The 23,951-nt window shown below is 37.8% G+C and carries 27 protein-coding genes and 1 pseudogene; 17 read left to right on the top strand and 11 right to left on the bottom strand.

What is annotated here, in order from left to right; translation table 11 throughout:
• Positions 1-311 precede the first annotated feature (311 nt).
• From KS419_RS08290 to fabL, 5 genes are all read right to left on the bottom strand, one after another.
• Positions 312-2,054 (bottom strand): ABC transporter ATP-binding protein, encoded by a 1,743-nt coding sequence (locus tag KS419_RS08290; protein ID WP_343215042.1) that lies wholly within the window; start codon positions 2,052-2,054, stop codon positions 312-314.
• A 192-nt stretch (positions 2,055-2,246) separates the two neighbouring features.
• Positions 2,247-2,774: a nucleoside tri-diphosphate phosphatase gene (gene ntdP, locus KS419_RS08285; RefSeq protein WP_217065754.1), complete on the bottom strand. Its 528-nt coding sequence runs from the start codon at positions 2,772-2,774 to the stop codon at positions 2,247-2,249.
• Positions 2,775-2,788: 14 nt separating this feature from the next.
• Positions 2,789-3,259: a DUF3939 domain-containing protein gene (locus KS419_RS08280; RefSeq protein WP_217065752.1), complete on the bottom strand. Its 471-nt coding sequence runs from the start codon at positions 3,257-3,259 to the stop codon at positions 2,789-2,791.
• 252 nt (positions 3,260-3,511) lie between these two features.
• Entirely contained in the window at positions 3,512-3,709 is a 198-nt protein-coding gene (locus KS419_RS08275) for a gamma-type small acid-soluble spore protein (RefSeq protein ID WP_217065751.1), read from the bottom strand.
• 201 nt (positions 3,710-3,910) lie between these two features.
• The gene (gene fabL / locus KS419_RS08270; protein WP_217065750.1) at positions 3,911-4,672 is read right to left on the bottom strand and encodes an enoyl-[acyl-carrier-protein] reductase FabL; all 762 of its coding nucleotides are present in this window, start codon (positions 4,670-4,672) and stop codon (positions 3,911-3,913) included.
• 149 nt (positions 4,673-4,821) lie between these two features.
• Here fabL and KS419_RS08265 point away from each other — a divergent pair, with 149 nt between their 5' ends.
• The 5 genes from KS419_RS08265 to srtB all read left to right on the top strand — a co-directional run bounded on the left by KS419_RS08265 (position 4,822) and on the right by srtB (position 8,551).
• Positions 4,822-5,046 carry a cytosolic protein gene (locus KS419_RS08265; protein WP_217065749.1) on the top strand — a complete coding sequence of 75 codons (225 nt, stop codon included), beginning with the start codon at positions 4,822-4,824 and terminating at the stop codon, positions 5,044-5,046.
• A 297-nt stretch (positions 5,047-5,343) separates the two neighbouring features.
• On the top strand, positions 5,344-6,306 hold the full coding sequence (locus KS419_RS08260) for an NADPH:quinone reductase (RefSeq protein ID WP_217065748.1): 963 nt from the start codon (positions 5,344-5,346) through the stop codon (positions 6,304-6,306).
• Positions 6,307-6,475: 169 nt separating this feature from the next.
• Positions 6,476-7,090, top strand: a complete 615-nt coding sequence (locus KS419_RS08255; RefSeq protein WP_246593730.1) for a fasciclin domain-containing protein — start codon at positions 6,476-6,478, stop codon at positions 7,088-7,090.
• A complete protein-coding gene (locus tag KS419_RS24865) occupies positions 7,090-7,542 on the top strand; it encodes a fasciclin domain-containing protein (RefSeq protein ID WP_343215041.1) in 453 nt (150 codons plus the stop codon). The genes KS419_RS08255 and KS419_RS24865 overlap by 1 nt, the downstream gene beginning before the upstream one ends.
• Before the next feature lie 208 nt (positions 7,543-7,750).
• Complete coding sequence (srtB, locus tag KS419_RS08245) at positions 7,751-8,551, top strand: class B sortase (RefSeq protein ID WP_217065747.1); 801 nt, start codon at positions 7,751-7,753, stop codon at positions 8,549-8,551.
• A 616-nt stretch (positions 8,552-9,167) separates the two neighbouring features.
• Here srtB and KS419_RS08240 read toward each other — a convergent pair.
• Positions 9,168-9,668, bottom strand: coding sequence for a hypothetical protein (locus KS419_RS08240; RefSeq protein WP_217065746.1), 501 nt, complete (start codon positions 9,666-9,668; stop codon positions 9,168-9,170).
• Between the two features lie 150 nt (positions 9,669-9,818).
• On the opposite strand from KS419_RS08240, the gene KS419_RS08235 reads away from it, so the two are divergent.
• From KS419_RS08235 to fosM, 11 genes are all read left to right on the top strand, one after another.
• The gene (locus tag KS419_RS08235; RefSeq protein ID WP_246593729.1) at positions 9,819-10,223 is read left to right on the top strand and encodes a hypothetical protein; all 405 of its coding nucleotides are present in this window, start codon (positions 9,819-9,821) and stop codon (positions 10,221-10,223) included.
• A 367-nt stretch (positions 10,224-10,590) separates the two neighbouring features.
• Positions 10,591-11,331, top strand: coding sequence for a class I SAM-dependent methyltransferase (locus KS419_RS08230; protein ID WP_217065745.1), 741 nt, complete (start codon positions 10,591-10,593; stop codon positions 11,329-11,331).
• A gap of 284 nt (positions 11,332-11,615) precedes the next feature.
• On the top strand, positions 11,616-11,933 hold the full coding sequence (locus KS419_RS08225) for a site-specific integrase (RefSeq protein ID WP_217065744.1): 318 nt from the start codon (positions 11,616-11,618) through the stop codon (positions 11,931-11,933).
• An 80-nt stretch (positions 11,934-12,013) separates the two neighbouring features.
• Positions 12,014-12,196, top strand: coding sequence for a hypothetical protein (locus KS419_RS08220; protein WP_217065743.1), 183 nt, complete (start codon positions 12,014-12,016; stop codon positions 12,194-12,196).
• Positions 12,197-12,272: 76 nt separating this feature from the next.
• Positions 12,273-12,620 carry a hypothetical protein gene (locus KS419_RS08215; RefSeq protein WP_217065741.1) on the top strand — a complete coding sequence of 116 codons (348 nt, stop codon included), beginning with the start codon at positions 12,273-12,275 and terminating at the stop codon, positions 12,618-12,620.
• Between the two features lie 155 nt (positions 12,621-12,775).
• Entirely contained in the window at positions 12,776-13,348 is a 573-nt protein-coding gene (locus KS419_RS08210; protein ID WP_217065739.1) for a DUF4830 domain-containing protein, read from the top strand.
• Between the two features lie 91 nt (positions 13,349-13,439).
• Positions 13,440-14,303 (top strand): phosphotransferase family protein, encoded by an 864-nt coding sequence (locus KS419_RS08205; RefSeq protein ID WP_217065738.1) that lies wholly within the window; start codon positions 13,440-13,442, stop codon positions 14,301-14,303.
• Positions 14,304-14,538: 235 nt separating this feature from the next.
• A complete protein-coding gene (locus KS419_RS25475; RefSeq protein ID WP_217065737.1) occupies positions 14,539-15,837 on the top strand; it encodes a phosphotransferase in 1,299 nt (432 codons plus the stop codon).
• A gap of 217 nt (positions 15,838-16,054) precedes the next feature.
• Positions 16,055-16,312: a hypothetical protein gene (locus KS419_RS08195; protein ID WP_217065736.1), complete on the top strand. Its 258-nt coding sequence runs from the start codon at positions 16,055-16,057 to the stop codon at positions 16,310-16,312.
• Between the two features lie 107 nt (positions 16,313-16,419).
• Positions 16,420-17,121 (top strand): DinB family protein, encoded by a 702-nt coding sequence (locus KS419_RS08190; protein WP_217065735.1) that lies wholly within the window; start codon positions 16,420-16,422, stop codon positions 17,119-17,121.
• Positions 17,122-17,273: 152 nt separating this feature from the next.
• Positions 17,274-17,696, top strand: coding sequence for a FosM family fosfomycin resistance protein (gene fosM / locus KS419_RS08185; RefSeq protein ID WP_217065734.1), 423 nt, complete (start codon positions 17,274-17,276; stop codon positions 17,694-17,696).
• A gap of 98 nt (positions 17,697-17,794) precedes the next feature.
• Here the strand turns inward: fosM and KS419_RS08180 are convergent, their stop codons facing one another.
• The 5 genes and pseudogenes from KS419_RS08180 to KS419_RS08160 form a co-directional block, all read right to left on the bottom strand.
• Positions 17,795-18,328, bottom strand: a complete 534-nt coding sequence (locus KS419_RS08180; protein ID WP_217065733.1) for a chromate transporter — start codon at positions 18,326-18,328, stop codon at positions 17,795-17,797.
• On the bottom strand, positions 18,325-18,891 hold the full coding sequence (locus KS419_RS08175; protein ID WP_217065732.1) for a chromate transporter: 567 nt from the start codon (positions 18,889-18,891) through the stop codon (positions 18,325-18,327). Before KS419_RS08175 ends, KS419_RS08180 begins: the two co-directional genes overlap by 4 nt.
• Positions 18,892-18,992: 101 nt before the next feature.
• Positions 18,993-20,606 (bottom strand): gamma-glutamyltransferase family protein, encoded by a 1,614-nt coding sequence (locus KS419_RS08170; RefSeq protein WP_217065731.1) that lies wholly within the window; start codon positions 20,604-20,606, stop codon positions 18,993-18,995.
• Positions 20,607-20,720: 114 nt separating this feature from the next.
• Entirely contained in the window at positions 20,721-21,629 is a 909-nt protein-coding gene (locus KS419_RS08165; RefSeq protein WP_217065729.1) for a glycine betaine ABC transporter substrate-binding protein, read from the bottom strand.
• Positions 21,630-21,646: 17 nt separating this feature from the next.
• Positions 21,647-22,198 (bottom strand): annotated as a pseudogene (locus KS419_RS08160) (ABC transporter permease); the annotation flags it as partial.
• A gap of 123 nt (positions 22,199-22,321) precedes the next feature.
• On the opposite strand from KS419_RS08160, the gene KS419_RS08155 reads away from it, so the two are divergent.
• Positions 22,322-23,434, top strand: a complete 1,113-nt coding sequence (locus KS419_RS08155) for an IS110 family RNA-guided transposase (protein ID WP_217065727.1) — start codon at positions 22,322-22,324, stop codon at positions 23,432-23,434.
• Positions 23,435-23,951 lie beyond the last annotated feature (517 nt).

The raw sequence follows: 23,951 nt of genomic DNA, 5'->3' as shown, positions 1-23,951 counted from the left end.
TCCTCTTTCATTTGTCCGAACTAACCTTCCGTTCGGACAATTCACCGGCCGTTCCTCTTTCATTTGTCCGAACTAACCTTCCGTTCGGACAATTCAGCGGCAGCTCCTCTTCCATTTGTCCGAACTAGCACTCCGTTCGGACAATTCACCTTCCGCTCCTCTCCCATTTGTCCGAGTCCTTACCCGAACCATTACTAGAACCCGGTTCCTTACCCGAACCCTCCACTCTATTTCCCTTGCAGTCTTCACACTGCATCTTCGCTCGCACTCCACTCTTCACGATGACATCTCCATTTTCTCCATATGGCTCGTCACGTCAGTTGTTGCACTTGGAACAAATCATAATAAGCCCCTTGGCGTCGCATTAACTCCTCATGACTACCTATCTCCCGCAACTGTCCGTCTTCAATCACAATAATTTTATCTGCGTGAGTAATTGTGGACAAACGATGGGCAACGATGAACGTGGTGCGGTTTTCTGCCAACCGAAATAGGGATTGTTGGATCAAATGTTCACTTTCCAGATCTAACGAACTCGTCGCTTCATCAAAAATCAATATTTCCGGACTTTTTAAAAACACCCGTGCAATAGCAACACGTTGTTTTTGCCCGCCTGAAAGTTTCACGCCTCTTTCTCCAATATTCGTATCGTATCCGTCTGGAAGTTCCATTATGAAATCATGGGCATTGGCAGCCTTCGCCGCTTCCACCACTTCTTCCTCTGTTGCTCCAGGGTTTCCCATGAGAATATTAAACCTTACAGAATCACTGAAAATAATATTGTCCTGTAACACCATGCCAATTCGATCACGCAAACTTCTCATTTGATAATCCCGGATATCCTTCCCATCAACCAGGATTTTTCCATCAGTAACATCATAAAATCTGGGAATTAAACTCATAATCGTGCTCTTTCCACCACCACTCATTCCCACAATGGCGATTGTCTCCCCCCGCTCAGCAATAAAACTGATATCGTCCAATACATTCTGCTCCCCATCATAACTAAAGCTGACCTTGTGGAAGATCACTTCCCCCTGTGGAAAGGAATAAGGAACTGCATCCTCTTTGTCAACAATGTCATATTCTTCATCCATAAGTTCAAAAACCCTGTCCATTGATGCAATCGACTGAGTAAGTGTCGTCGATGAATTTACCAAGCGGCGAAGGGGATTATACAGACGATCCATGTATGCCACAAAGGCAACCAACGTACCAACTGTCAAGTTAAATTGAATGACCATCACAGCTGCTGCGCCAATCACTAGTATAGGAGCAATATCCGTTAATGTATTCACCACCGCAAACGTCTTGGCATTCCATCTCGTATGGTCCACCGCTTTATTCAGGAAGTTCTTGTTTTGTTTATCAAACTCACCTTGTTCATAATCTTCTAAAGCAAAGCTTCGAATCACATTCATGCCTTGTAGCCGTTCATGCAAATGACCTTGAACTTCCGCCAACGCTTGTGACCTCTTTCTCGTTAAATCCCGCAGGCGACTGTAAAAATATTTTATGGCCAAGCCGTAAAACGGCAATAATAACACGGCCACGACAGTGAGCGACACATCCATCGTCAGCATGATGGCAATGGCAATGACAATCGTAAACAAATCAAGCCATATATTCATCATCCCAGTTATAATAAAATTCTTTGTTTGTTCCACATCATGAATAACTCTTGAAATAACTTCCCCTGATTTTTTATTGGAATAAAACTTCAAACTTAGTTTTTGTAAATGATCAAATAATTGCTCCCTAATATCATATAAAATTTTATTTCCAGTCCACTGCGCGAAGTATTGCCGATAATATTCTATTGGTGGACGAAAAAAAACGAAGATGAACAGGACGATCCCCATCAACCAGTATAAAGAAGTCATTTGTTCCCCAGTCGTCATTCCCTCTGCACCGATAATATCGTCAATGACATACTTTAAAATCAATGGGATAATCAACGGAATCCCAAATTTCAGCATCCCTATGATTACTGTAATAATGATCTGTCTCCAATAAGGCTTTACAAAAGTCATATATCTCTTGATACTGTCCACAACAAACACCCCATCTAATCTCTAAACGACACCACTTTTATTATCCCCAGGAAAAAGAAAAAGACGGTTTCCAACAAAAACCGTTCTCTCCTATTGTCTATTTTATTTTCCTTATTGTTGTTATTTTTGTTACATTTGTTCGCCCACGTACGGCAATCAACAATCGGCCTCATTTGCTTATGGTGTCCTCCCTTAGCGATACTGTAAAAATCGTTCATACCAGTATTCAATAAAACCAGGTTCAAATGGTCCCTTTCGCTGACTAATCCATGACACCAGTTCATCGACACTTCGCCGAAGGATGTATTCCACTTCTTTAGGATAGTTCATTTGATTTTTATGTAAGGCAAACTCATCCTCGTCTAAGAGCTTATACGTCATATCTGGAAAAACTTTAATATCTAAGTCATAATCAATATATTTTAACGCCTCTTCATCATAAGTAAACGGAGTACCTAAGTTACAATAATAATATATCCCGTCGTTTCGAATCATACCAATTGCATTAAACCAATGGTGAGCAGTAAAGTAGCATATTGCCGGTTCACGGGTGCGCCATTGCCTGCCGTCAGATTCCTGAACCAGTATTCTGTCATTACCGCCAATCACTTCATGTGACGTTCCTTTAAGTATGATCGTTTCTTCCCAAACTCGATGAAGGAGCCCATTATGTTTATAGCTTTGTACTAGAATATTACTGCCTGTTTTGGGAAAAATCACTGACTTACTCCTTTCTATTGTTTATCTTTTGGAGGACGATGTGTCACCATTTGATCATATGGATGTAAGTATAATTCAAATGGTGGTTTTTCCGCTAAATAATCTTTTAACTTCAAATAATTTAAGCGCCTTAAAGGATCCCCAGGAGTTACTGGTTCTTCATTCTTGTCCAGGTAGTATTGATCGCATGCGATTTGACATTTATCAATATACTTAGGATAATCACGATCTTCGAAGATTTCGAATGTCTCCTTAGACATATAAAACGATTTGTCAGGCTTCCCCCCTAAATAGGAGTACAGCATGTCAACATCAATCTCATGGTTGTCCTTTATAATACTTCGAAGGGAAATCCCTTTTCGCATGGAAGATGCATACGCATTTACTGCCCTTCTAACATCTTCTTTGGAAGCAGAGATCATCTTCAACACTTCAGGATTCTTCTTCAAGGTAGTATCTTTCTTACGGTTTTTTCGGAAAAACACGTAATCCCTCCCTCCATTCATTCACTCCTTTAAATCTAGATATACCTTTTTAAACCCTTTACTGACACCGAGCATATAAGAAATATATTTCTGTACTATTCTTTTTTATTATACTATTGATTCTGAAAAATTTAAAACGATTGTACTATTACGTGGAAAATAGTCCCTAATAAAATCATAATCACAACGGGCTTCATTAAAAATACCCCTTCTTCCGAATCGGAAAAGGGGTAAGGACATCGTTAACAAGTATTACTGTTGTTGCCCTTTTGATGACGCTTGTTGCTTACGCTGAGCAGACTGTTGGTTTTGCTGACGCACTTCTTGAGCATCAGTTTCGCTCGCAAATTCAAAGTTTTGGCTTTGTCCTTGTCCTTGAGCAGACTGTTGATTTTGACGGCGAACTTCTTGAGCGTTCGTTTTAGACGCGTTTTGTTGTTGTCTAGCCATGGCTTATCACCTCCACAGAGATTAGAATATCCCTGGGGGATTTTTTTATCCTTATAAAAAATTCAAATTTTTTATTAAAATTTGGTTCGTATTTTTTTCGATTTTTAGCAAACCTGTAAATTCACTATATCCCTAAAAGTAACTCATTAGTTTGGTCTGATCTGCGGCCTGTTATTCCCTTTATCAAAATGATCAGACCTCTTATGTTAATAAGGAGATGCCCCCATCGACGATGATGGTCTGTCCGCATATCATCTTTGCTTCCGGTGACGCCAAAAATAGGACAGTGTTTGCCAAATCATCCGGTTCCACAATTCTCCCTGCTGGAGTTCGATTTTTAGCATCCTCTAATAACTCGTCCCGGTTTGGAAAATGGGTAAGTGCATCCGTATCCACCGCTCCACCTGAAACGGCATTGACACGAATCTTAAAAGGAGCTAATTCGATCGCCAAATATCGTGTTAATGCTTCCACTGCAGCCTTTGAAACTCCAACTGTCGTGTAGTTTTTTAAGTAGCGCTGAGAGCCTAAGGAACTTAAACTGACGATGGATCCACCACTTCCTTGTTTCTTCATTCTTTCTGCCGCCATCTGCGAACAAAACAGCATGGCTTTATTATTAATATTCATCGTCCAATCCCAATGGCTTTCTTCCAATTCTAAAACAGGGCGTAAAACACCTGATGCCGCATTATTAATGAGAATATCAATTCTCCCGAAATGCTCATCAATCGTTTGAAATAATTCTTCTACTTTTTCTTTTTTCGCAATATTGGCTTTCACGGTAATAACATCTACACCTAGTTGTCGTATTTCTTCTGCTGTTTCTTCCGCTTTCTGTCGGGACCGAGAGTAATTAATGACAATACGATATCCTTTTTTTGCTAATTTAATGGCAATTGTTTTCCCAATCCCGCGACTGCTGCCCGTCACTAATGCCACTTTCTGTTCTGAGTTAACCATAGTAAAGACTCCTCACATCTCATAAATTTCTCAATCACTTATTTTTCCAATAATCCCTCCTATTATATCGAATATCGGACGCCATCTCTAGGAAAAATAGAGACGAATCATCTACACAAACAAGGCAGAAGTTCATGGAGGAGATTAACATGTATGTTGGTCGTGACATGACAGAACTGGAGATGGTTCCAAAGAACAAATGGACCGAAAAGGAATTAGCCTATTTCCATCGCAATCTGCAGCAGGTAGTCCCTTATTTAAATGCGGAAGGTGTTACCATTCATAATGAGATCGTGAAAGAAATTATGAATCGTGGCGGGCTCACTCATCGTGAAGCTGATTATACAAGTGGTACGAGGGTTCATTACGAGTAAATAATATTTTTCTAAAACTCAAAGGTCTTTAATATGTCCTTTGGGTTTTTCATGTACACAACATGTTCCTTCATGTTCCTTCCAAAATGTATGGATCTGAATAAAAAGAATATTCGTGCTTTCTTTTCTAAAACCCTTTAAAATTAATATATATGAGGCTCTTTTCGCATAGATTGTTGTTATAGCTTGGATACACTTCAGGCGGACGCTTTCCTCGGCAGTCGCCGCCTTTCATTTCAACAAAGTTTACGAAAAGAACCATATCTTATATTTTTTTTTAGAAAGGGGAAACGAAAAATGAAAGCGGTTGTTTATAAAGAGTACGGTGGTCCTGATGTTCTTATTGTAGCCGATGTGGAAAAACCTGCCCCGGGTAAAAACGAAGTATTGATAAAAGTTGGTGGAAGTGCTGTTAATCCGGTGGATACTTATTTCCGAAAAGGAATACGTCAAGTCCCTTCCTTCCCTCATATTCCCCATTTTGATCTTGGAGGAGAAATTGCTGAAATTGGAGAAGATGTCACCCAAGTAAATGTTGGAGATCGAGTTTGGGGAACCAACATTGGTGGTACTGCAGCTGAATATGTTTTGGCAAAGGAAGATCAAGTTTTTCCTCTCCCGTCTCACAAATCTGACGTGGAAGGAGCAGCCATTGCCATGCCCTATGTCACAGCCCATCTTTCGTTATATTATCGGGCGAACTTGAATGAGGGAGAAACCGTTCTTATATACGGAGGTGCCGGTGCTGTTGGTAATGCAGCGATTCAATTAGCTAAGACGGCTGGGGCTAAAGTCATTACAACGGCTGGAAATTCGGAAAAAGGTGAAATATCTCTAAGAGCAGGGGCAGATCACGTCATCTTTTATAAAGAGGAAAATATTGTGGAAAAAGTAAAAGAATTTACTAATGATGACGGTGTCGATGTCATATTAGATATGTCCCTCAGTGAAAACATGGAGAATGACTTAAACATGATCAAAATTGGCGGGAGGATTGTGACGATCGGATCTCCAGTCAACAATTCCCCTACTTTACCATGGCGATTGTTAAATCAAAAAAATGCCGCCTTATTAGGTGTCCTTGTTTTTACTACTCCAAAACAGGAGCTTCTAAATGCATGTGGGGAAATAAGTGTTTTGTTAAAAGAAAAGAAAATTACGGCATATGTTGGAGAAACGTTTCTATTTGAAGAGGCGGCTAGAGCTCACGAAGCCATCGAAAGGAAACGGGTAAACGGTAATATTATTTTAACTCCATAAGGCTCCATCATTCCCTTTACATTAAACTGTCCAAACAAGGACAGTTTTTTATTTTAAAAAATAATTCGTTATACCGAATCATTTTACTTTACAAAACTTGTATTATAGTTATACAATCATTGCGCAATATAAAATTCTAAATTTTCAAAGAAAGAGGAGGAAGGTTCAAATGATGAAGAAAAAGCTTTTGATCGTGTTCTTGTCTCTTGTTTTATTGTCGTCGATGACTATTGGGGTTTTTGCTGATGCAGAGGATGATATTGTGGATACTGCTATTGCTGCCGGAGATTTTGATATTTTGGTGGCTGCAGTGGAGGCTGCCGGTTTAGTGAATGCCCTCAAAGGTGACGGTCCATTTACTGTGTTCGCACCAACAGATGAGGCGTTCGCTGCTCTTCTACAAGACTTGAACATAGAAGCTGCAGATCTATTAGGAAGTGAAAACTTAGCAGATATTCTCTTGTACCATGTAGTAGAAGGAAAAGTGATGTCCTCTGATTTAGAGGATGGCATGGAAGCGACTACATTGAACGGGCAAAGCGTAACAATTTCCATTAATTCCGATGTGAAAGTAACTGAAGCGAACGTTGTTACTCCTGATGTAGAGGCCTCCAACGGGGTCATTCATATCATTGATGCGGTGCTAGTTCCAGATTTAGGTGATGGATCGGAAGGAACGGAGGAAGACGATACTGTTTCTGAAGACAGCAAAGACATTGTGGAAACTGCCATTTCAGCTGGAATCTTCGAAACATTAGTTGCAGCTGTACAAGAGCAGACTTAGTGGATGCCCTCAAAGGTGACGGTCCATTCACCGTGTTTGCTCCAACAGATGAGGCGTTCGCAGCATTGTTAAACGAATTGGACATTAAAGCAGAAGATCTTTTAGAAAGTGAAGACCTGGCAAATATCCTTCTATACCATGTGGTTGCTGGAAAAGTGATGTCCACGGATTTAGAAGATGGCATGGAAGTGGAAACATTAAACGGGCAAAAAGTCATCTTTACCGTGTCCTCAGAGGCAGTTAAAGTTAATGATTCCAACATCATCGATGCGGACATCGAAGCCTCAAACGGTGTCATCCACGTGATTGATGCAGTGTTACTTCCTGTAGACGACGAAGAAAAGCCGGAGAATCCGAAAACTGGAAGTAATTCTGTCGCCTTATATGGTATTCTCTTGTTCGTTGCAGGAGCCGGAGTATACGTTACTAGACGAAAGTTAGTAAAAGCGTAAGGGGAACTGACGGAGTAGTTAATTGTCACATTATAGTTTTTTGAATGGGCTAGGACACCACGAAAGTGTTTAATTGAGAATCTGAACAAAACAATCTGCAGCATATGAGTTGTATCCATATCATCTCGTTCAAGTCTCTTTGTATAACACTCGTCCTAGCCTATTTTCTTTCATTCACATTTGGTAATCTGAAAAATAGGGTGTTTGTATGAATAAAACAAGAGTTGTCATGTACCTTAGTATCTTTATACTTCTATTTTCCTTATACAACATCTTGGAATTTTTTTACGATCGTTTTCAAACAAAACAGCTTTACAGTTCCGTTCAGGAAGAGTTTGTTACGTCCAATAGGGTTAATGATCTGCCCCTTGTAAAAGGCATATCACGGGGAAAAACCGGAGTGGCATTGATGAATCACTACGGTATAACAGCTCCAACAGAAGAAGATCCAATCATAAATGAAAAGTTCCTTCCTTTGATTGAGCGGAATACAGATACTGTTGGCTGGATTTCAGTACCGAACACAGACATCGACTATCCGGTGGTGAAGACCGACAATAACCACTTTTATCTTGAGCACGATTTTGACAAAGAGCCATCCAGAGCAGGGAGTATTTTTATGGATTATAGGAATGATGGGGACACATCTGACCGTCACACGATTATATACGGTCATAACATGAGGGATGGAACCATGTTTCAGCAATTGGCCTATTATAAAGAGGAAGATTTCTTCCATGATAATCTCACCATAACCTTTCACAGCCTCTATGATGAAACGGAATGGGAGATTTTCTCTGCTTATGTGACAACTACCGATTTTTATTATATTGTCACATCCTTTCGTTCCAACCGGGATTATATGGATTTTCTCCATGAATTAATGGGAAAATCAGCTTTTTCTACAGACGTGGAATTAACGGAACATGATCAAATATTGACACTTTCCACCTGTACTTATGAATTTAATGATGCCAGATATGTGGTTCACGCGAGAAAAATAAAGTAGAGAAAAATGTGCGAACTTCCTCCCCACCTTGGTGCATATAATGAACAAGCTAGGTTCTTGAGAAAATTGGGGCATGGTAAGATAAGCTAAAATGACCCCCGCTACTATGTAGTGGGGGCCTTTTCGTGCAGATTTAGGCTCTCTCATTATGTGATCGATGGAGAGCTGATTGAGACAAGGTGTTTACCCTTAGAGGAATCAATCTACATTTTAGAGTTAACCAACATTTTTATGAAAAATTTTTTTAAAAAGACGATTAGACTTATAGTAAAGGTTCTGATAAAACTCATCAAAAAAATGGGAGACTATTAATCTCACGACAGAGAAAGATAATGCAATAATCAATACTATAAATAATATCGCAAATCCCAGTTTTAATGCATCCATTAAATCATCCTTTGTACGAAGGTATATACATTAACCGTAATACATATTGAGAAAAATAGCAAACCCTCGAAACAACCGTGACGATTACTTTTTCGTTGGCATTCACTTCTGGCAATCGTGCCTGTGGTGAAAACGAGCATCCTGAGTGGAAATCAAAAATATACCAGTGCCTATTTATATAAAGTTTCGGCCCTTTCACTACAATCAACTCTGTCGTCAAAAATCAACACTAGTCTTTAACAGAGCCAAAGTTTAAATGTTTTTTTACGAGAACAAAATCTACCGATAATAAAATGGAAAGTGTCAAATACATGAAAAAAGTGTTGAGATTAAAATAGAGTTTATTGGTATGTATGGATAACAAGGACGAAGTTATATGGTCAATATACTCCCAATCCACATAACCAAATAGTTGTTCGTAGGCATCAGCTAAAGTCTCACGATGCCTGTCAAACATGACACGGTGAATATATAAACCAATGACCCAATGGAAGGTTATTAGTAAAAGAGTGCTGATTCCCACTCGAAGGGTCATATGGAAAAATTTCAGTACCTTTATCCATGAGTAAACTAAATAAACAAACAGTGGAAATAATATAGGAATTAATACTATTGCGGGATTTCCGTTTCCTGAGTCTATACCTGCAGATGGTGTCATTAAGTTCATGACATAAAACAATAAACCGCTTATGACGGTTGCAATAGTGATTGAGATCCAGGCCTTTTTCATTATCCCACCCCTTTTTTGTTCACAGCAGAAATCACATGTGATTGTTTGTTGTTCTATTAATGATTTTATCACTAAATTAGTATAAAAGAGGAAACCAAATACCTTTATAGAATTAAACAAATAATAAGATTAAAAGGAGAAGTTATAATTATGCTTGAATTACAAAATCGATTATATGAATTTACCAAGATGCATGATGAATTTATCAGTGACTGGAACCACGCAATGAGTTCCGGTGATACATCCGCAGTAGATAGAATGTCAGAAGATTATTATGTAGACTTTTTTAATAGAGGAAATGAAAAACCAACTTTTTTTACCAAACAAGAGGCTTTAAATGGTATGGAACAATCGGTTAGACATTTTTTAGGTTCCAATAAAAGGTTTGAAAATAGAGTTATTCGACTAAGGAATAACGAAAATGCTGTAGTGTTTTATGAACTATTGATTGTAAAAGATGAAAATATATTAGCAAGGTTATTTACCATTGAAAATTGGAGATTAATTAACGAGAAATGGATGATTATAAGGGAAACAGAAGAACCTATTAGCTAATTTTGTTCACATAAATGGTAATCGTCCTTTTTCAACTAATGGGTAAGCGATAGTTACACAAGCCCACGCTACCGTTGTGTCACTAACGGGGAGTTTAGAACGGTAAGGATAGTTTTATTTTTACAATTTTTTCTTAACGTTTTATAATAATAGTATTCTTTCAAATGGGGTGAGTGGAATGTCTTTACGTATTGTTCGAAGTAATTAGTTTTCGGGCTGGAAAAAACACGTACCAGCTATAAAGGGAGGAGTCTGCCCTTTTTCGGAAACTAAAACTTGGAACTGTGTATGTTAGTCATTCTAATTGTGTAGCCAAGTCACTGTGATGTTTCTTGGCTTTTTACATTTGAAAGGTAGGTTCATATAAATGAATGAATTAGAATTTTATGATAAGGTTGGAAAAATAAACGGCTGGGATTTTTGTAAATTAAATGTTACAACTGAAGGGGTTAAGTGGGATTTTTACGAAGAAGTAACGAAAAGATGCAAAAGTTCGGATATTCTCTTGGACGTTGGCACAGGCGGAGGAGAAAATTTATTAAGAATCGCTTCTTCTTTACTTTTCCTAGTTGGAATTGATTTATCAAGAGGAATGATGGAAACGGCTCAATCTAGTCTTGAAAAATCAGAAGTGCCAAACGTTCGGTTTTCCCAAATGTCTTCTGATAATTTACAATTCCCCACTGGTTTTTTTGATGTCATTTCAAGCTGTCACGCACCGTTTGTACCAAACGAAATAGCCAAGGTATTAAAAAACGGCGGAACTTTTTTAACACAGCAAGTAAGTGAAGCTGACAAATTAAATTTAAAGACAGCTTTTAAGCGGGGACAAAATTTTTGGGAAGTCGATGGCGCTTTAAAAGAAAGTTATTTAAAAGACCTGAAAGCAGCTGGTTTTACTAAAGTTCAATCTTTTGAATATGACGCTATTGATTACTATCAAAGACCAGAGGACCTGATATTCTTACTAAAACATACACCAATCATTCCTGATTTTGGTCAGGGAGAGAACGATTTGGTTATTCTGAGCGATTTCATCGATAACAATCGAACCGATAAAGGAATACGTACAAATTCCAAAAGGTTTCTAATAATAGCAAACAAATAAATTACAACAGAAAAGTTGCTTTTGGAAAAGTTGAATAAAAAGGTTCGTCCTTTGACCACCATTTTCTAGTGCGAGTAAAAAGAACAATTTTAGAATGTTTATGTGAAAGAATGTACTTAAGCTAACGGGAGCGTTAGTGACAATCAGATAACAACATTATAGTAATAATTTCAGACACTATATCACTTGATACAGTGTCTTTCTTTAACTCATTTCATTATTAGTAGTTTGTAATTGTTGAAGATTGCCAAAAACAATAATAAAACTATTAAGGAGAAACTATGATGTTGTTATCGGAAGCTTTGGAGAACTATCAATCGGATAAGATGCTTGAAGGTTATTCACTACAAACATTAAAAGCCTATACCGTTCAATATAATCTATTAGTCAAGCACTTTCCTCAAGAAGTAAAATTAGAAGAAATAGAACATAGGGATTTAAAGGCGTACTTAGTGAAGGATTCTGAACGACTCAAACCAGCAAGCTTAGGGTATCGGATTCACTTTGTTAAGTCACTTTTTAAATGGGCAAATGATGAAGGATTTATTAAAAATAATCCTGCAAGAAAACCGAAGGAACCCAAAACATCTATTAGGATATAAATATCCCCTTTGGTTAGATATTTATTTGGAAATTCATGTTAAACTAAAGGGGAGTTTCGTGCCAGTGGAGGTGTTTATAGATGAGCGCAATCATTAGTGTTTTTCTTTATTTAATTATTCTTTTTGGTGTAGCTACTTTATTATTTATCTCTTTAGTCTCCATATGGGGTACAACCGAACCTGTTATCGCTTACTTATTATCGTTAATTATTACACACTTGATATTAAATACGTTTGGGCAAATTGGTAAAAAAGATAAGTGATTTTGTTATTAAGCTAACGGAGAGAATGTATCAACTTAATTAAGAGGGTAAATAAGAAGGAGGAATCATATAATAAATGAACAAATTTAAAAAAATAATTTTTTCACTTAGTATCATATTTACAATCGGTTTTCTATATTTTTTCTTTTCATCCAGTATCTTTTATGGTGTAATTCAATTTACAGAATTAAAACACAATGATAATGACTATACAATAATAGCAAAAAGTTTAGACAATACTGAAGACAAAGTATTTAAGATTGCGCCAACTGATACTTTGTCTTTTAGTATTGATGGAAAGTATTTTCAAAGTTCGATAGTAAGAATATGGGATGAACTTAATGAAAACCAGTCTTATCATGTACTTTATCATTCATATGATTATCGTGATAAATTTATATTAAAAAGGATTTACTTGGATTAATTAAGGTAGTTTTGAGTTACTAAACAAACATTATTCGTTTGTAACTAACGGTAGCGATAGCTGCACAGGCTATCGCTACCCTTGTGTCGCTAAAGGGGTGGTTACTTCAAAAAACTGAGACTCTTTTTTACATCAAATAGGAAGGATGTGCTTTTATGGTAAAAAAAGTTGTTGTTTTTACACTTTTTTTCATAATTATCTTACTTGCTGGCTGCACAGCGACAGAAACATTTGATGAAGTAAAATTATCGGAAACAGCCCTCATTTCAAAGGAATTTATAGAAGCACAAGGATATAATGTGTTGAATTATAAAGGTAATCTATATTCCTATGCATTATCAGACCAAGTATCATCAGCTTACGAATCCAATTTACAAAAGGTACATGTGCGAAAAACATGGCAAGTACAAGAAACGGAGCTTGAAGAATTTAGAGATAGTCAAATAGTAGAGGAGACTTTCCTTATAGAAAATCATCCGTTAGATAATTGGAAATCTGAAGGTGGCTCTTATGAATCCACAGGGAAAACATATGCAAATGTTTTGATTTCAGATGGAGAAGTTATTGGAGGAACTTCTTCACCAGCTTTAAAAGAAACACCTGCTGGAAATGCACAATTCTCACTTGATGGAAAAACATTTGAAGATATTCATCCAAATGTTGAGTGGAGAGAGTGGGCTGACTACTGGACGGAAAAATACTATGACTATTTAATGTTTGAATCTTAATGTTTTATTATAGATTTAGTAAAAAAAGAATATTTCTATAAGTTTTTTCAACAACAAGATGTAGGTTGGTTATAGATTGGGGGAAAGTTTGATGTTAAATCGTGTCATTCAACAATTTGGATTGAAGGTATTATCAATTAATGAGGTTGAGGACTCTCATAGTTCGACAGTTTATAGATGTACTTTGTCTAATGGTGAGAATGTTTTTTTGAAAATTCCTTTTACAAAATTGAAGTATCAGCGAGAGTTTGAAGCCTATGAAATTTTAAAAGGAAGTGTCTCTATTCCTAAAATGATGGATTATTGGACAGGTGATGAGGATTGTCCAGGTGCTTTTTTATTATCTGAATTAAAGGGGAAACCGTTAACAACTATGGATACACCAACAATAGCGTTCCAAGTTGGGGTTCTTCAGGCTGAAATGCATTCTATCCGTCCTCTTGCAGAGCAAGTGTTAACTGGTATAAAAAATGAATTTCCGAACTGGTCTAATTTTGTTGAACAGCAATTTTATAGTTTTGCCGAAGATGTAAGGGACATTTTAGATGAACAATTGTATAAAAAAGCCATTGAAAAAATTGAAAAGATGAAACAAAAACTTCCCCCTCCAGATGGACCTAGCTTTGTACATATGGATTTTCGTCCAGCAAATATAATTGTTGATAATGATAAAGTTTCAGGTGTAATAGATTTTGAAAGCGTAAGATTTGGTTCAACAGAAGTCGATTTCACCAAACTGTATCGTGATTTTTTAAGTTATGATGATAACTTGTATAATGCATATAAAGAAGGCTATAACAGTATCAGACCATTAATTGACCTAGAGAATGTGTTACCTTTTTATCAATTTACTGATGCCTTCAATAGTATTGGATGGTCTAAACGCCGAGGAATTGAGAAAAATGCATTATTTTTAGAAGAAAATTTGTCAAGATTGAAAAAATGGTTACTATAATATAAGTTGATTCCCCTCCACATCAGGATATTAAATAATATATCGTGATAGTTGTCTCAATTGAAGCGTCTTTACCTTCTTTTAGATATTGATTTAATGGTTTAATTACTCCTTTACACGCTGAAACACTTTTACTCTCTGGATTTTCAGAATCGAGGTCTACTTGCGATAGCACAGTAAAGCTGCAAACTGGGACATTTAAATACAAATAGTAGTAAAGAGGGTGGAAAGAAAAGTGAATAGTGAATTATTATATAAGTTTATAATTTACTCTGAAAAAGATAATGCAATATTAGTTAGTATCGATTCAAATTCTATTTCACTCCCTTCATATGAATCCATCATTTCACATGTTGCAGTAACTGACCATATTAATCGTTATCTTGAAAAAGAGTATAATATAAAGACAAATGTAATAAAATGTTATCTCGAAAAGGATAAGCAGCGAGTTTATGTTGTAGAACTATTATGGCGAGATAAATTATTGTCTTCTAACACTAGATGGTTACATATTACGAATAGTAAGCAATTAAATGAATTTAGTAGTTGGGAGAAGGAAATACTCAAAAACTGGCTATCTACTTTGAATCAATCCGTCATTCCGTGGTTTAAGTTAGGTTGGAGACAAGAAATGGAAACATGGCTTAAAAATGAATTCCCAAATGATTCTATTAGAATTGAGCAAGTAAGGAGTTGGGAAAGGTCTGCATTATATAAAGTTAATACCGAGAGAGAAAGTTATTATTTTAAGGCAGTACCAGACATATTTTCACACGAACCGTCTATAAGTAGTTTTTTATTTGAAAATCATCCATCCTATGTCCCAGAGATAATTAATATAGAGAGCCAAAAAAAGTGGTACATTATGAAGGAGTTACAAGGTCCTTTACTTGGAAGAACAAATAATCTGGAATATTGGAAACAATCGATTTTGAGATTGGCAGATATTCAAAAACATTCAATTATACAACGGAATAAACTGGAAGAGTTAAATTGTCCTATTAGGCCTGTATCAAGTATAATTCAAAATTATTTTGAAGATTCATTGAATAAATTAGCTATTGACAATGCTATTATAAATGAATCATATAATAAATTAATGAACAGCATCCCTACTTTAATGAAAATGTCAAACCTTTTAAAATCAACTAATTTACCACTTTCTTTAGAGCATGGGGATTTTTTTGGGGGCAATATTATAGTCCAAGATAGAAAGCCGACTATATATGATTGGTCCGACTGTTCTCTTTCACACCCATTTTTAAGTGTCGTTTCTATTCTAGATGAAGTAGAACACTTTTTTTCAAAGGAAACATCATTAACTTTATTAGAAGAATACATAAATAAGTGGTCTGAGTTTAATACAAAAGAAGAATTGATTAAAGAATACGAGCTAATAAAATTAGCAGCGCCAGCCTTTTATCTAACTGTGTATCAAACATATATTTTTCCCTCTTTTAAAGATAACTGGGATAAACAACAAATAATCGATGGTTACATAAATAAGTTGATAGATGCTATCAAAATTGAATAATTATTATAAAGACAATTAGTTGTCATGAGAAGGATGAACATCCAATTTTTTAAACACTCATCCATCTAGTTATAGAGCATTAAACACTAAAGAGGAAGTAATAAACATCATCTCTTGGTATGACGCTATGATGTATTTTTAGTCATGTTGTGAAATAGTACACTATTACAAACAAGTGCGTTAGTTCAGGAGAGGTTGTAGGAGAGGAGTTATAGGATTGCAAAATAATAATAAAAAACTATGGATGACACTATCAGTTATTTGCATTCTAATTGGAATTGCTACGTGGATACCTAATTTTATTTTTGAGTACGGTTATAGTTATTGGCTACTAACATTTATCATCAATCCATTAGGTATTTTATGCGGATACCTTGGGAGAAGTAAAATAGCAATGATTTCTAATATTATTATGACTTTTAGTTTCTTTATTCTAATGTTCTTCGTTTCGTTAAGTGAGGCGTTTTTTGGCTGACATACATAGAAGTTTATTAGAGTAACTGGGAGATTAATAGGAACAGACCATTTTTTTAAACATAAGAGCAGTTTTGTTTTGGAAAAATTAACTGGGGGGTATTTTGAGTGGGTAAGGATCAACGTAAATGGAATGAAACCCATAAGAAATTTAGAGAAGTTCTATTGAATCCAGAAAAACACAAAGAAGCCGTACAGTTATTCTTATCTTTACATTCTTTTCTTCACTCTTCCTCAATTAGTCATATGAGCGAAGCTACCTTAGCAGATGAACTAGTGACCAACTTAGATGGAAATACATTTAGACAATATCCAGTGTCGATTCCTGATACAAGTAATTCAATTGCATGGCATTTGTGGCATATTACTCGTATTGAAGATATGACGATGAATATATTAATGCTTAATAAGCAACAAGTTTTACATACTACGAACTGGCTTGAAAAAATGAATATTTCGTTTCCCCATTCTGGCAATGATATGAGTGAAGCAGACATTGCTTTGTTAAGCTCCACTATTGATTTTAATTCATTACTAGAATATAGAGAAGCAGTTGGTAAGCGAACACAAGAGGAAATTTCCTTGCTAAGTCCTGGACAATTTAAAATGAAGGTTGATCAAAAAAGAATTAAACGGTTATTTGATGAAAATGCTGTAATGGACAATTCTAAATGGTTAGCTGAATATTGGAGCAAAAAAGACATTGCAGGTTTACTTTTGATGCCTGCTTCAAGACATATATTTATACACTTAAATAAATGTGTTCGTATAAAGGATAAACTCCATAAGAAAAAGAAGAAACTGGTGTAAGTTTGAAATTTCCTAATTAGATATGGAACGGGAAGCTTAGATTCAAGAAGGATAAGCTCCATTTTTGTTGTATTTTTTTAATCGGCAGTTTATTTTAAGAAGGAATTTCTGTCATAGTGTTATAAAAAATAATATTTTTTTGAGGTGAAATAATGTCGATTAAAGGGCTTAATCATTTTTTGTTTTCAGTATCCAATTTAGAAACTTCTATCGAGTTTTATAAAAATGTATTTGATGCTACATTGTTAGCTAAAGGTCGAAGCACGGCCTACTTTGATTTAGATGGAATGTGGCTTGCTCTTAATGTGGAGAAAGATATACCTCGTAATGAAATAACGCAATCATACACACATATTGCTTTTTCAGTTGAAGAAGAAGATATTGATAAAATGTACGATAAACTAAAAAGTTTGAATGTAAACATATTATCAGGTCGTCCAAGGGATGAAAGAGATAAAAAGTCTATTTATTTTACAGACCCAGACGGACATAAATTTGAATTTCATACAGGAACATTACAAGATAGATTGGATTACTATAAACAAGAGAAATCACATATGGATTTTTTTGATTAAAGGTATAACCTTATTCAACGTACGGATGCTAAAGGCGCTTTCGTTTCTATACCTCTCAAATAAAACCGTCAAGATATTCCTTGACGGTTTCCATGTTGTTACGGCTTCAAAAAGATGGCCCCGTAAAGGAGAGCACCTAATATAACATAGGCAGGATGTACTTTGCGCCGTTCCAATAAAAAATAACTCACAACAAGCAATAATCCCGTTTGCACGGCGCCACTTTCCACATAAGAAGTTTCCGCGAATCGTAAAGTCATTACCCCTAAAAGGACGGCGATCGTTGGGCGGACAATGTTGGAAAGCAACTTTACTTTAGGTGAATCTTTATAACGATACAGCAGGCTCAGTAGACCAATCATTAAAATAAGAGAGGGAGCTATCGTGGCAAATAATCCCACCGATGCACCAAGAATCCCACCTTGTTCAAAGCCAATAAACCCTGCCATTTTCGTTGCAATTGGTCCCGGCAAGGCGTTCCCAAGAGCCAAAACCTCACCAAACTCCTCCACAGTCATCCAGCCGAATCGGTGAACCACCTCATGTTCAATCAGAGGGATGGTTGCAGGTCCTCCCCCATAACCTAAAATACCAGGAATAAAAAAGGCAAGGAAAATTTCCCAATAAATCATGATTTCCCATCTCCCTTCCCTTGTACTTCCTTCGTAGGCTTCTTAAGGAGAACCATTGCAATAAGGACAGCTATTACTATGGCTGGGTGCAGGCCAATGAGTTGAATCAGGACGACAGATAGGGCTACTAAAGCAGCTACTTTCCACCAGCCAAAATCTTTCTTAGACCTCTCGATGAAACTCCATGTTAACACGCCCATCATGACTGCCACCACAGGAAGTACTCCGTGGGTCATTCCCTGTACCCAAGGATAATCACGAAAGGATGCCAAGGAAGTTAATAAGATAATCATTAAAATAACAGTTGGAATTACGGAAGCTATGATTGCATTTATCATTCCAGTTACCCCAGAGATACGATAACCGATATATCCTGCCATCTTGGTTGCTATAGGTCCTGGAAGTGTATTGCCGATAGCGAGAATATCAGAAAATTCATCACTCGTCATCCACTCATATTTTTGAACGACTTCCTGATGTATTAATGGTATGGAGGCTGGTCCCCCTCCATAACCAAGCATGCCTACCCGAAAGAATGCCATAAAGATCTTTGCCTGTTTCATCGTTCCTGCTCTCCCTTTCAAACCAATTGAATTTTCAAAACGTAAAACGCAGGTGTTTAAACTAACACCTACGCTTATCATATAAAAAGGTTTAGATATTATTAATAAACGGCAATTGAACCGTCTGTGCGTGATTCCGTCCCCCCTGCCAGCACGCCTGATACTGGATCACGCCAAATAATCTGTCCTCTGCCAAAACTTCCAGATTGATGGGTTACTTGAATCCCATGACCTTTAGCCGACAGTGCACTTGCAATATGATTCGGAACGGATTGTTCAAGCAGTACTTGCTTATCTTTCATCCATTGCCATCTTGGGGCATCCAAAGCCGCTTGTGGATTCAAACCAAAATCAATGGTGTTCATGACGACCTGCATATGTCCTTGTGGCTGCATAAATCCACCCATCACACCGAATGGGCCGATAGGTGTGCTCCCTTTCGTTAAGAAACCTGGAATGATCGTGTGATATGTCCGTTTCCCCGGTTGCAAGGAATTCTCGTGTTCTGGATTCATGCTGAAGTTATGCCCCCGGTTTTGCAGTGAAATTCCTGTTCCAGGAACAACCAGACCTGAACCAAATCCCATATAATTACTTTGGATATAGGAAATCATATTCCCGTCTCCGTCTGCTGCTGCTAGGTAAACCGTTCCTCCCTTTGGAGGTTCTCCTGGTGTTGGTTGTAGTGCTGTATCTCCAATGAGGGAACGACGCTCTTTCCCATAGGCATCACTCAGTAAATCGGTTACAGCTGTTCCCATATGCGTTTCATCTGTAATATATTTTTCCCCGTCTGCAAAGGCCAATTTCATCGCTTCAATTTGTTTATGGAACGTCTCTGCATCGTCACGGGACTTGAACTCATCATCCTTCAGCATATTTAACGCCATCAGTGCCACAAGTCCTTGTCCGTTTGGTGGTATCTCCCACACATCGTACCCTTTATAATGGACGTTTATTGGTTTGACCCACTCAGGTTTAAAGGCGGCTAAGTCTTCTTTCGTCAGAAAACCGTTGTATTTTTTGGAAAAAGCATCGATTTTTTCGGCCAATTCACCGGAATAAAAAGATTTAGCATTCGTTTCTGCAATGGCTTCAAGGGTTGTGGCATGGCCTTCAGAGCGCCAAATATCTCCTGCTTTCGGTGCTTTGCCACCTGGAGCAAACGTGTCAAACCAGCTTTGGAATTCTTCTCCCTTCAAAACGTTAGAATACGCAGTTACACCACGTTCCCAAAAATAAGCGAGCGTAGGACTCAAAGGATAACCTGCTCTCGCATAAGTAATCGCAGGTTTAAGTACTTCCGTTAAAGGTAGTTTGCCGAATCGTTCAGATAATTCTGCCCATGCTCCTGGTGCTCCTGGCACTGTAACAGGGATAAATCCAAATTTGGGAATTTCATCTATTCCTCGCTCTTTCAATTTTTCTATGGAGATCGATGCCGGGGCCGGTCCGCTGGAATTCAAACCGTGAAGTTCTCCCTTTGTCCAGACGATGGCAAAGGCATCCCCGCCGATCCCGTTGGATGTGGGTTCCACTACCGTCAGGCAAGCTGCTGTTGCGATGGCCGCATCAATGGCGTTACCACCTTTTTTTAATATATCCAGTCCTGCTTGTGCCGCAAGTGGCTGTGATGTGGCAACCATTCCGTTTTTTCCGTATGTAACCATCCTTTGTGAAGGATATGGATAATAAGAGCTGTCAAAAGAAATCATTCAATTACCTCCCATAGTTCTTTTTCATATGTTAACATATTTCGAGTGACGAATGTTCTTATTTTTCGTCACAAAAGAGCAGCCTGTGACAGCTGCCCCTAAATGAAAACTTGGTTATTCCCCGATCAATCCTTTTGAAAGGAGATATTCTCTTGCCACAGGTTCATAGTCTTCCCCGTCTAGGTCGACTTTTGCATTCATTGCCTGCATTTCTTCTTCTGTGATCTGACCTGCAAGTCCATTCAAAGCCTCTTCTAGCCCTGGATAGTTGGAGAGAACTTCACGACGGATAACGATGGCCGCATCATAGCGGGGGAAAAATCCTAAATCATCCTCCGTTGTTCGTAAGTCTTCTCTTTCAATCCGCCCGTCTGTCGTAAACGCGGGAATTATATCCACAGCACCTTGGAGTAATGCCTGATACATTACATTTGGATCGAAGCTCTCCGCTGCTACAAATTCAAAGCCATAGGCTTCCACAAAGGCATCATACCCATCGCCGGAACGCTCATAAAAGGAGTGAGGTGCCCCAAATGATAAGCTCGATGATATTGCTGCAATCTCCGAGTATGTCTGTGCTTCAAAATCAGCATCTACTGTATAAGCAAGCGTATAATTGTTTTCAAAACCGAGTGGTTCAAGCCAGGTGGCATCGTATTCTTCTTCATACCCTTCCCTCACTCTGTTTAGGATACTCTCACTTGACTCCCCTTCTTCCGCTTTTTCCTCAAGAACGGCTTCTAGTCCTGTTCCCGTATACTCCACATATAAATCAATCTCTCCATTATCCAAAGCAGGTGTTAAAATGGCCACCTCTCCTAATCCATCACGCAAATCTACTTCGTAATCTGTCGTTTCCTCAATATAGATGGCAAGAAGTTGTGACAAGATATACTGTTCCGTCCAATTTTTCCCCGAAACAACAATTGGATCAAAGGACGCTCCCTCTCCTTCACCATCATTTCCGTTACACGCTGCCAATACGATTAGCGCCAACACTATCATTGATAACCGTTTTTTCATTTTCATTTCCCCTCTTTCTATGTACTGGATTTTACACCTTTTGGCGTTACTTTCTTTTCTACTAGTCTTAATATATAGTCAAAAAACAGTGCCATTCCGGCCACTGGTATTGCCCCTGCTAATACGAGACTGTTGTTCCATGACTGCAGTCCTCTCCAAATGACATCGCCAAGGCCCCCCGCCCCCACAAAGGTTGCTAAGGTTGCGACACCGACGGTTAAAACAGTGGCCGTTCTTATCCCCGCCATCAGGAAGGGGAGGGATAACGGCAATTGAATTTTCCAGAGGATCTGCCTAGAAGTCATCCCCATCCCTCTGCCGGCCTCGATAATACTTTCATCCACCTCTGTAATCCCTGTATACGTGTTGCGGAGTATGGGCAAAAGGGCGTAGATGATCAATGCCACAAGTGCCGTAGCAGTCCCAATCCCTAAGATAGGTACTAAAAATCCGAATAAGGCTAGACTTGGGATGGTTTGGAAAACGGCAGTGACACCAATATAAAATTCAGCCACTTTCTTTTTCCGGGAAATATAAATTCCTAACGGGACAGAGATGATTACAGCAATTGAGTTATCATGAACGAAACTAGCTCCTCACTCGTAAATTCGTAGATTAATTTGGTAAGAATGTTTATTAAGAAAAAAAACAAAAACCAAATCAGTGCTACATTACGGAAGGAGCTAGTTATTATGAAGGATACCATTAAATATGTAGGTTTAGACGTATCAAAAGAAAAAATTGCAGTAGCTATTGCAGAAGAGGGTCGTGAAGTGCCTAGATACTACGGAATGATTCCTCATACACCAGAAGCAATAAAGAAATTAGTAAAAAAGCTTGGCGATGTTAAAACTTTACGAGTGTGTTATGAAGCTGGCCCAACGGGCTACCCACTGTATAGACAGTTGCTCTCTTTAGAAGTTCATTGTGATGTGATAGCTCCTTCATTAATACCTAAAAGACCAGGTGAACGTATTAAAACAGATCGTAGGGATTCTATCCGACTTGCTCAGTTGTATCGAGCAGGAGAATTAACTCCAATTTATGTCCCTACTCCAGAAGATGAGGCATTACGTGATTTAGTTAGAGCTCGTGAAGATGCAAAAGAAGACGAACTTAGAACCAAGCACCGCTTAACAAAATTTTTATTACGTAACAATATCAAACCACCAGCAGGGGTTAAGAAGTGGACCAAAAAGTATCGTGAATGGCTCAATGTTATGAAATTTGAGAGTTCAGCTTTACGAATAGTTTTTCAAGAGTATTATCATCAATTACATGAGTTAGAACAACGGATTAAGAGATATGATGAAGAAATTAAATTACAAGCTACCGAAGGTGTGCATGCCCCAATGATTCAAGCCTTGCAAAGTTTAAGAGGTGTCGCACTTATAACAGCGACAAGTCTTGTAGCTGAAATTGGTTCTTTCAAGCGGTTCTCAACGCCAAGGCACTTGATGTCCTATGTGGGATTAATTCCAAGTGAACATTCTAGTGGTGAGAGAAGGATACAGGGAGAAATTACGAAAACAGGAAATCGCCATGTTCGACGGTTATTAATCGAGTCTGCCTGGAGTTATCGCTATCAACCTGCTGTCAAAGGAGAATTAAAGAAGCGACTAAATGGATTATCTCCAACCATTCAAGGAATCTCTTGGAAAGCACAAAATCGACTTCACAAAAAATATTTTCGATTACTATCCAAAGGAAAAGAAAGTGGCAAAGCAATAACGGCCGTAGCTAGGGAGTTAGCAGGTTTTGTTTGGGCAATTACACAAGAGTTAGATGATATTCCAAGGGTTTGATATTACTAACGTTTAACCGAATATATATTGATTTTAAAATAGATAGATGAGAATAGGGCTCGAAGGCAAAGAGTAAAACCGGAAAGGAAGATCCACGTGCCTCCTCTGTGCTATACCTTGAGTGGTTAGGTTAACGCACGTCTCGAGTTAGTGGAAAAGTCCTTTATACGGAAAGAAATTATGTGAAAACCCACGAATATCAGGATGCTAACCGCAGTAGAGTTTTTGCCTTCGTGCCGTGTTCTTAACATCTATTCAAATAAATATTAAGGAGGCATGATGTATAATCCCCCCTTTAGCTTATTCTAGTGTCTCACACTTAGAATGGCAGTCAAGGAGAGCACTTGACAACCATTCTAAGTGTGAGGTTGAAGTACTAAGCTAAAGAAGCGAAAAAATAAATGGGCACACACAATAAAGTGAAAGGAGCCAAAAACAGCTCCTCTTCTTAAAAGTACCCCAAAATAGTCTCGCTACTAATTTAGATGGGGGGCCTTGACAGTTTCGTTCATATCAG

The organism is Evansella tamaricis (assembly GCF_019042215.1).
GTDB lineage: Bacteria > Bacillota > Bacilli > Bacillales > Salisediminibacteriaceae > Evansella > Evansella tamaricis.
Note: the sequence above shows the minus strand (reverse complement) of the source record. Positions and strands in the feature narration are given on the sequence as shown.

Bases quoted from the DNA above. Each gene is read 5' to 3' on its own strand.
- KS419_RS08275 (WP_217065751.1), bottom strand. From the start codon at position 3,709: ATGGCTAGACAACAACAAAACGCGTCTAAAACGAACGCTCAAGAAGTT.
- fabL (WP_217065750.1), bottom strand. From the start codon at position 4,672: ATGGTTAACTCAGAACAGAAAGTGGCATTAGTGACGGGCAGCAGTCGC.
- KS419_RS08265 (WP_217065749.1), top strand. From the start codon at position 4,822: ATGTATGTTGGTCGTGACATGACAGAACTGGAGATGGTTCCAAAGAAC.
- KS419_RS08260 (WP_217065748.1), top strand. From the start codon at position 5,344: ATGAAAGCGGTTGTTTATAAAGAGTACGGTGGTCCTGATGTTCTTATT.
- KS419_RS08255 (WP_246593730.1), top strand. From the start codon at position 6,476: ATGATGAAGAAAAAGCTTTTGATCGTGTTCTTGTCTCTTGTTTTATTG.
- srtB (WP_217065747.1), top strand. From the start codon at position 7,751: ATGAATAAAACAAGAGTTGTCATGTACCTTAGTATCTTTATACTTCTA.
- KS419_RS08240 (WP_217065746.1), bottom strand. From the start codon at position 9,668: ATGAAAAAGGCCTGGATCTCAATCACTATTGCAACCGTCATAAGCGGT.
- KS419_RS08235 (WP_246593729.1), top strand. From the start codon at position 9,819: ATGCTTGAATTACAAAATCGATTATATGAATTTACCAAGATGCATGAT.
- KS419_RS08230 (WP_217065745.1), top strand. From the start codon at position 10,591: ATGAATGAATTAGAATTTTATGATAAGGTTGGAAAAATAAACGGCTGG.
- KS419_RS08225 (WP_217065744.1), top strand. From the start codon at position 11,616: ATGTTGTTATCGGAAGCTTTGGAGAACTATCAATCGGATAAGATGCTT.
- KS419_RS08220 (WP_217065743.1), top strand. From the start codon at position 12,014: ATGAGCGCAATCATTAGTGTTTTTCTTTATTTAATTATTCTTTTTGGT.
- KS419_RS08215 (WP_217065741.1), top strand. From the start codon at position 12,273: ATGAACAAATTTAAAAAAATAATTTTTTCACTTAGTATCATATTTACA.
- KS419_RS08210 (WP_217065739.1), top strand. From the start codon at position 12,776: ATGGTAAAAAAAGTTGTTGTTTTTACACTTTTTTTCATAATTATCTTA.
- KS419_RS08205 (WP_217065738.1), top strand. From the start codon at position 13,440: ATGTTAAATCGTGTCATTCAACAATTTGGATTGAAGGTATTATCAATT.
- fosM (WP_217065734.1), top strand. From the start codon at position 17,274: ATGTCGATTAAAGGGCTTAATCATTTTTTGTTTTCAGTATCCAATTTA.
- KS419_RS08180 (WP_217065733.1), bottom strand. From the start codon at position 18,328: ATGATTTATTGGGAAATTTTCCTTGCCTTTTTTATTCCTGGTATTTTA.
- KS419_RS08175 (WP_217065732.1), bottom strand. From the start codon at position 18,891: ATGAAACAGGCAAAGATCTTTATGGCATTCTTTCGGGTAGGCATGCTT.
- KS419_RS08170 (WP_217065731.1), bottom strand. From the start codon at position 20,606: ATGATTTCTTTTGACAGCTCTTATTATCCATATCCTTCACAAAGGATG.
- KS419_RS08165 (WP_217065729.1), bottom strand. From the start codon at position 21,629: ATGAAAAAACGGTTATCAATGATAGTGTTGGCGCTAATCGTATTGGCA.
- KS419_RS08155 (WP_217065727.1), top strand. From the start codon at position 22,322: ATGAAGGATACCATTAAATATGTAGGTTTAGACGTATCAAAAGAAAAA.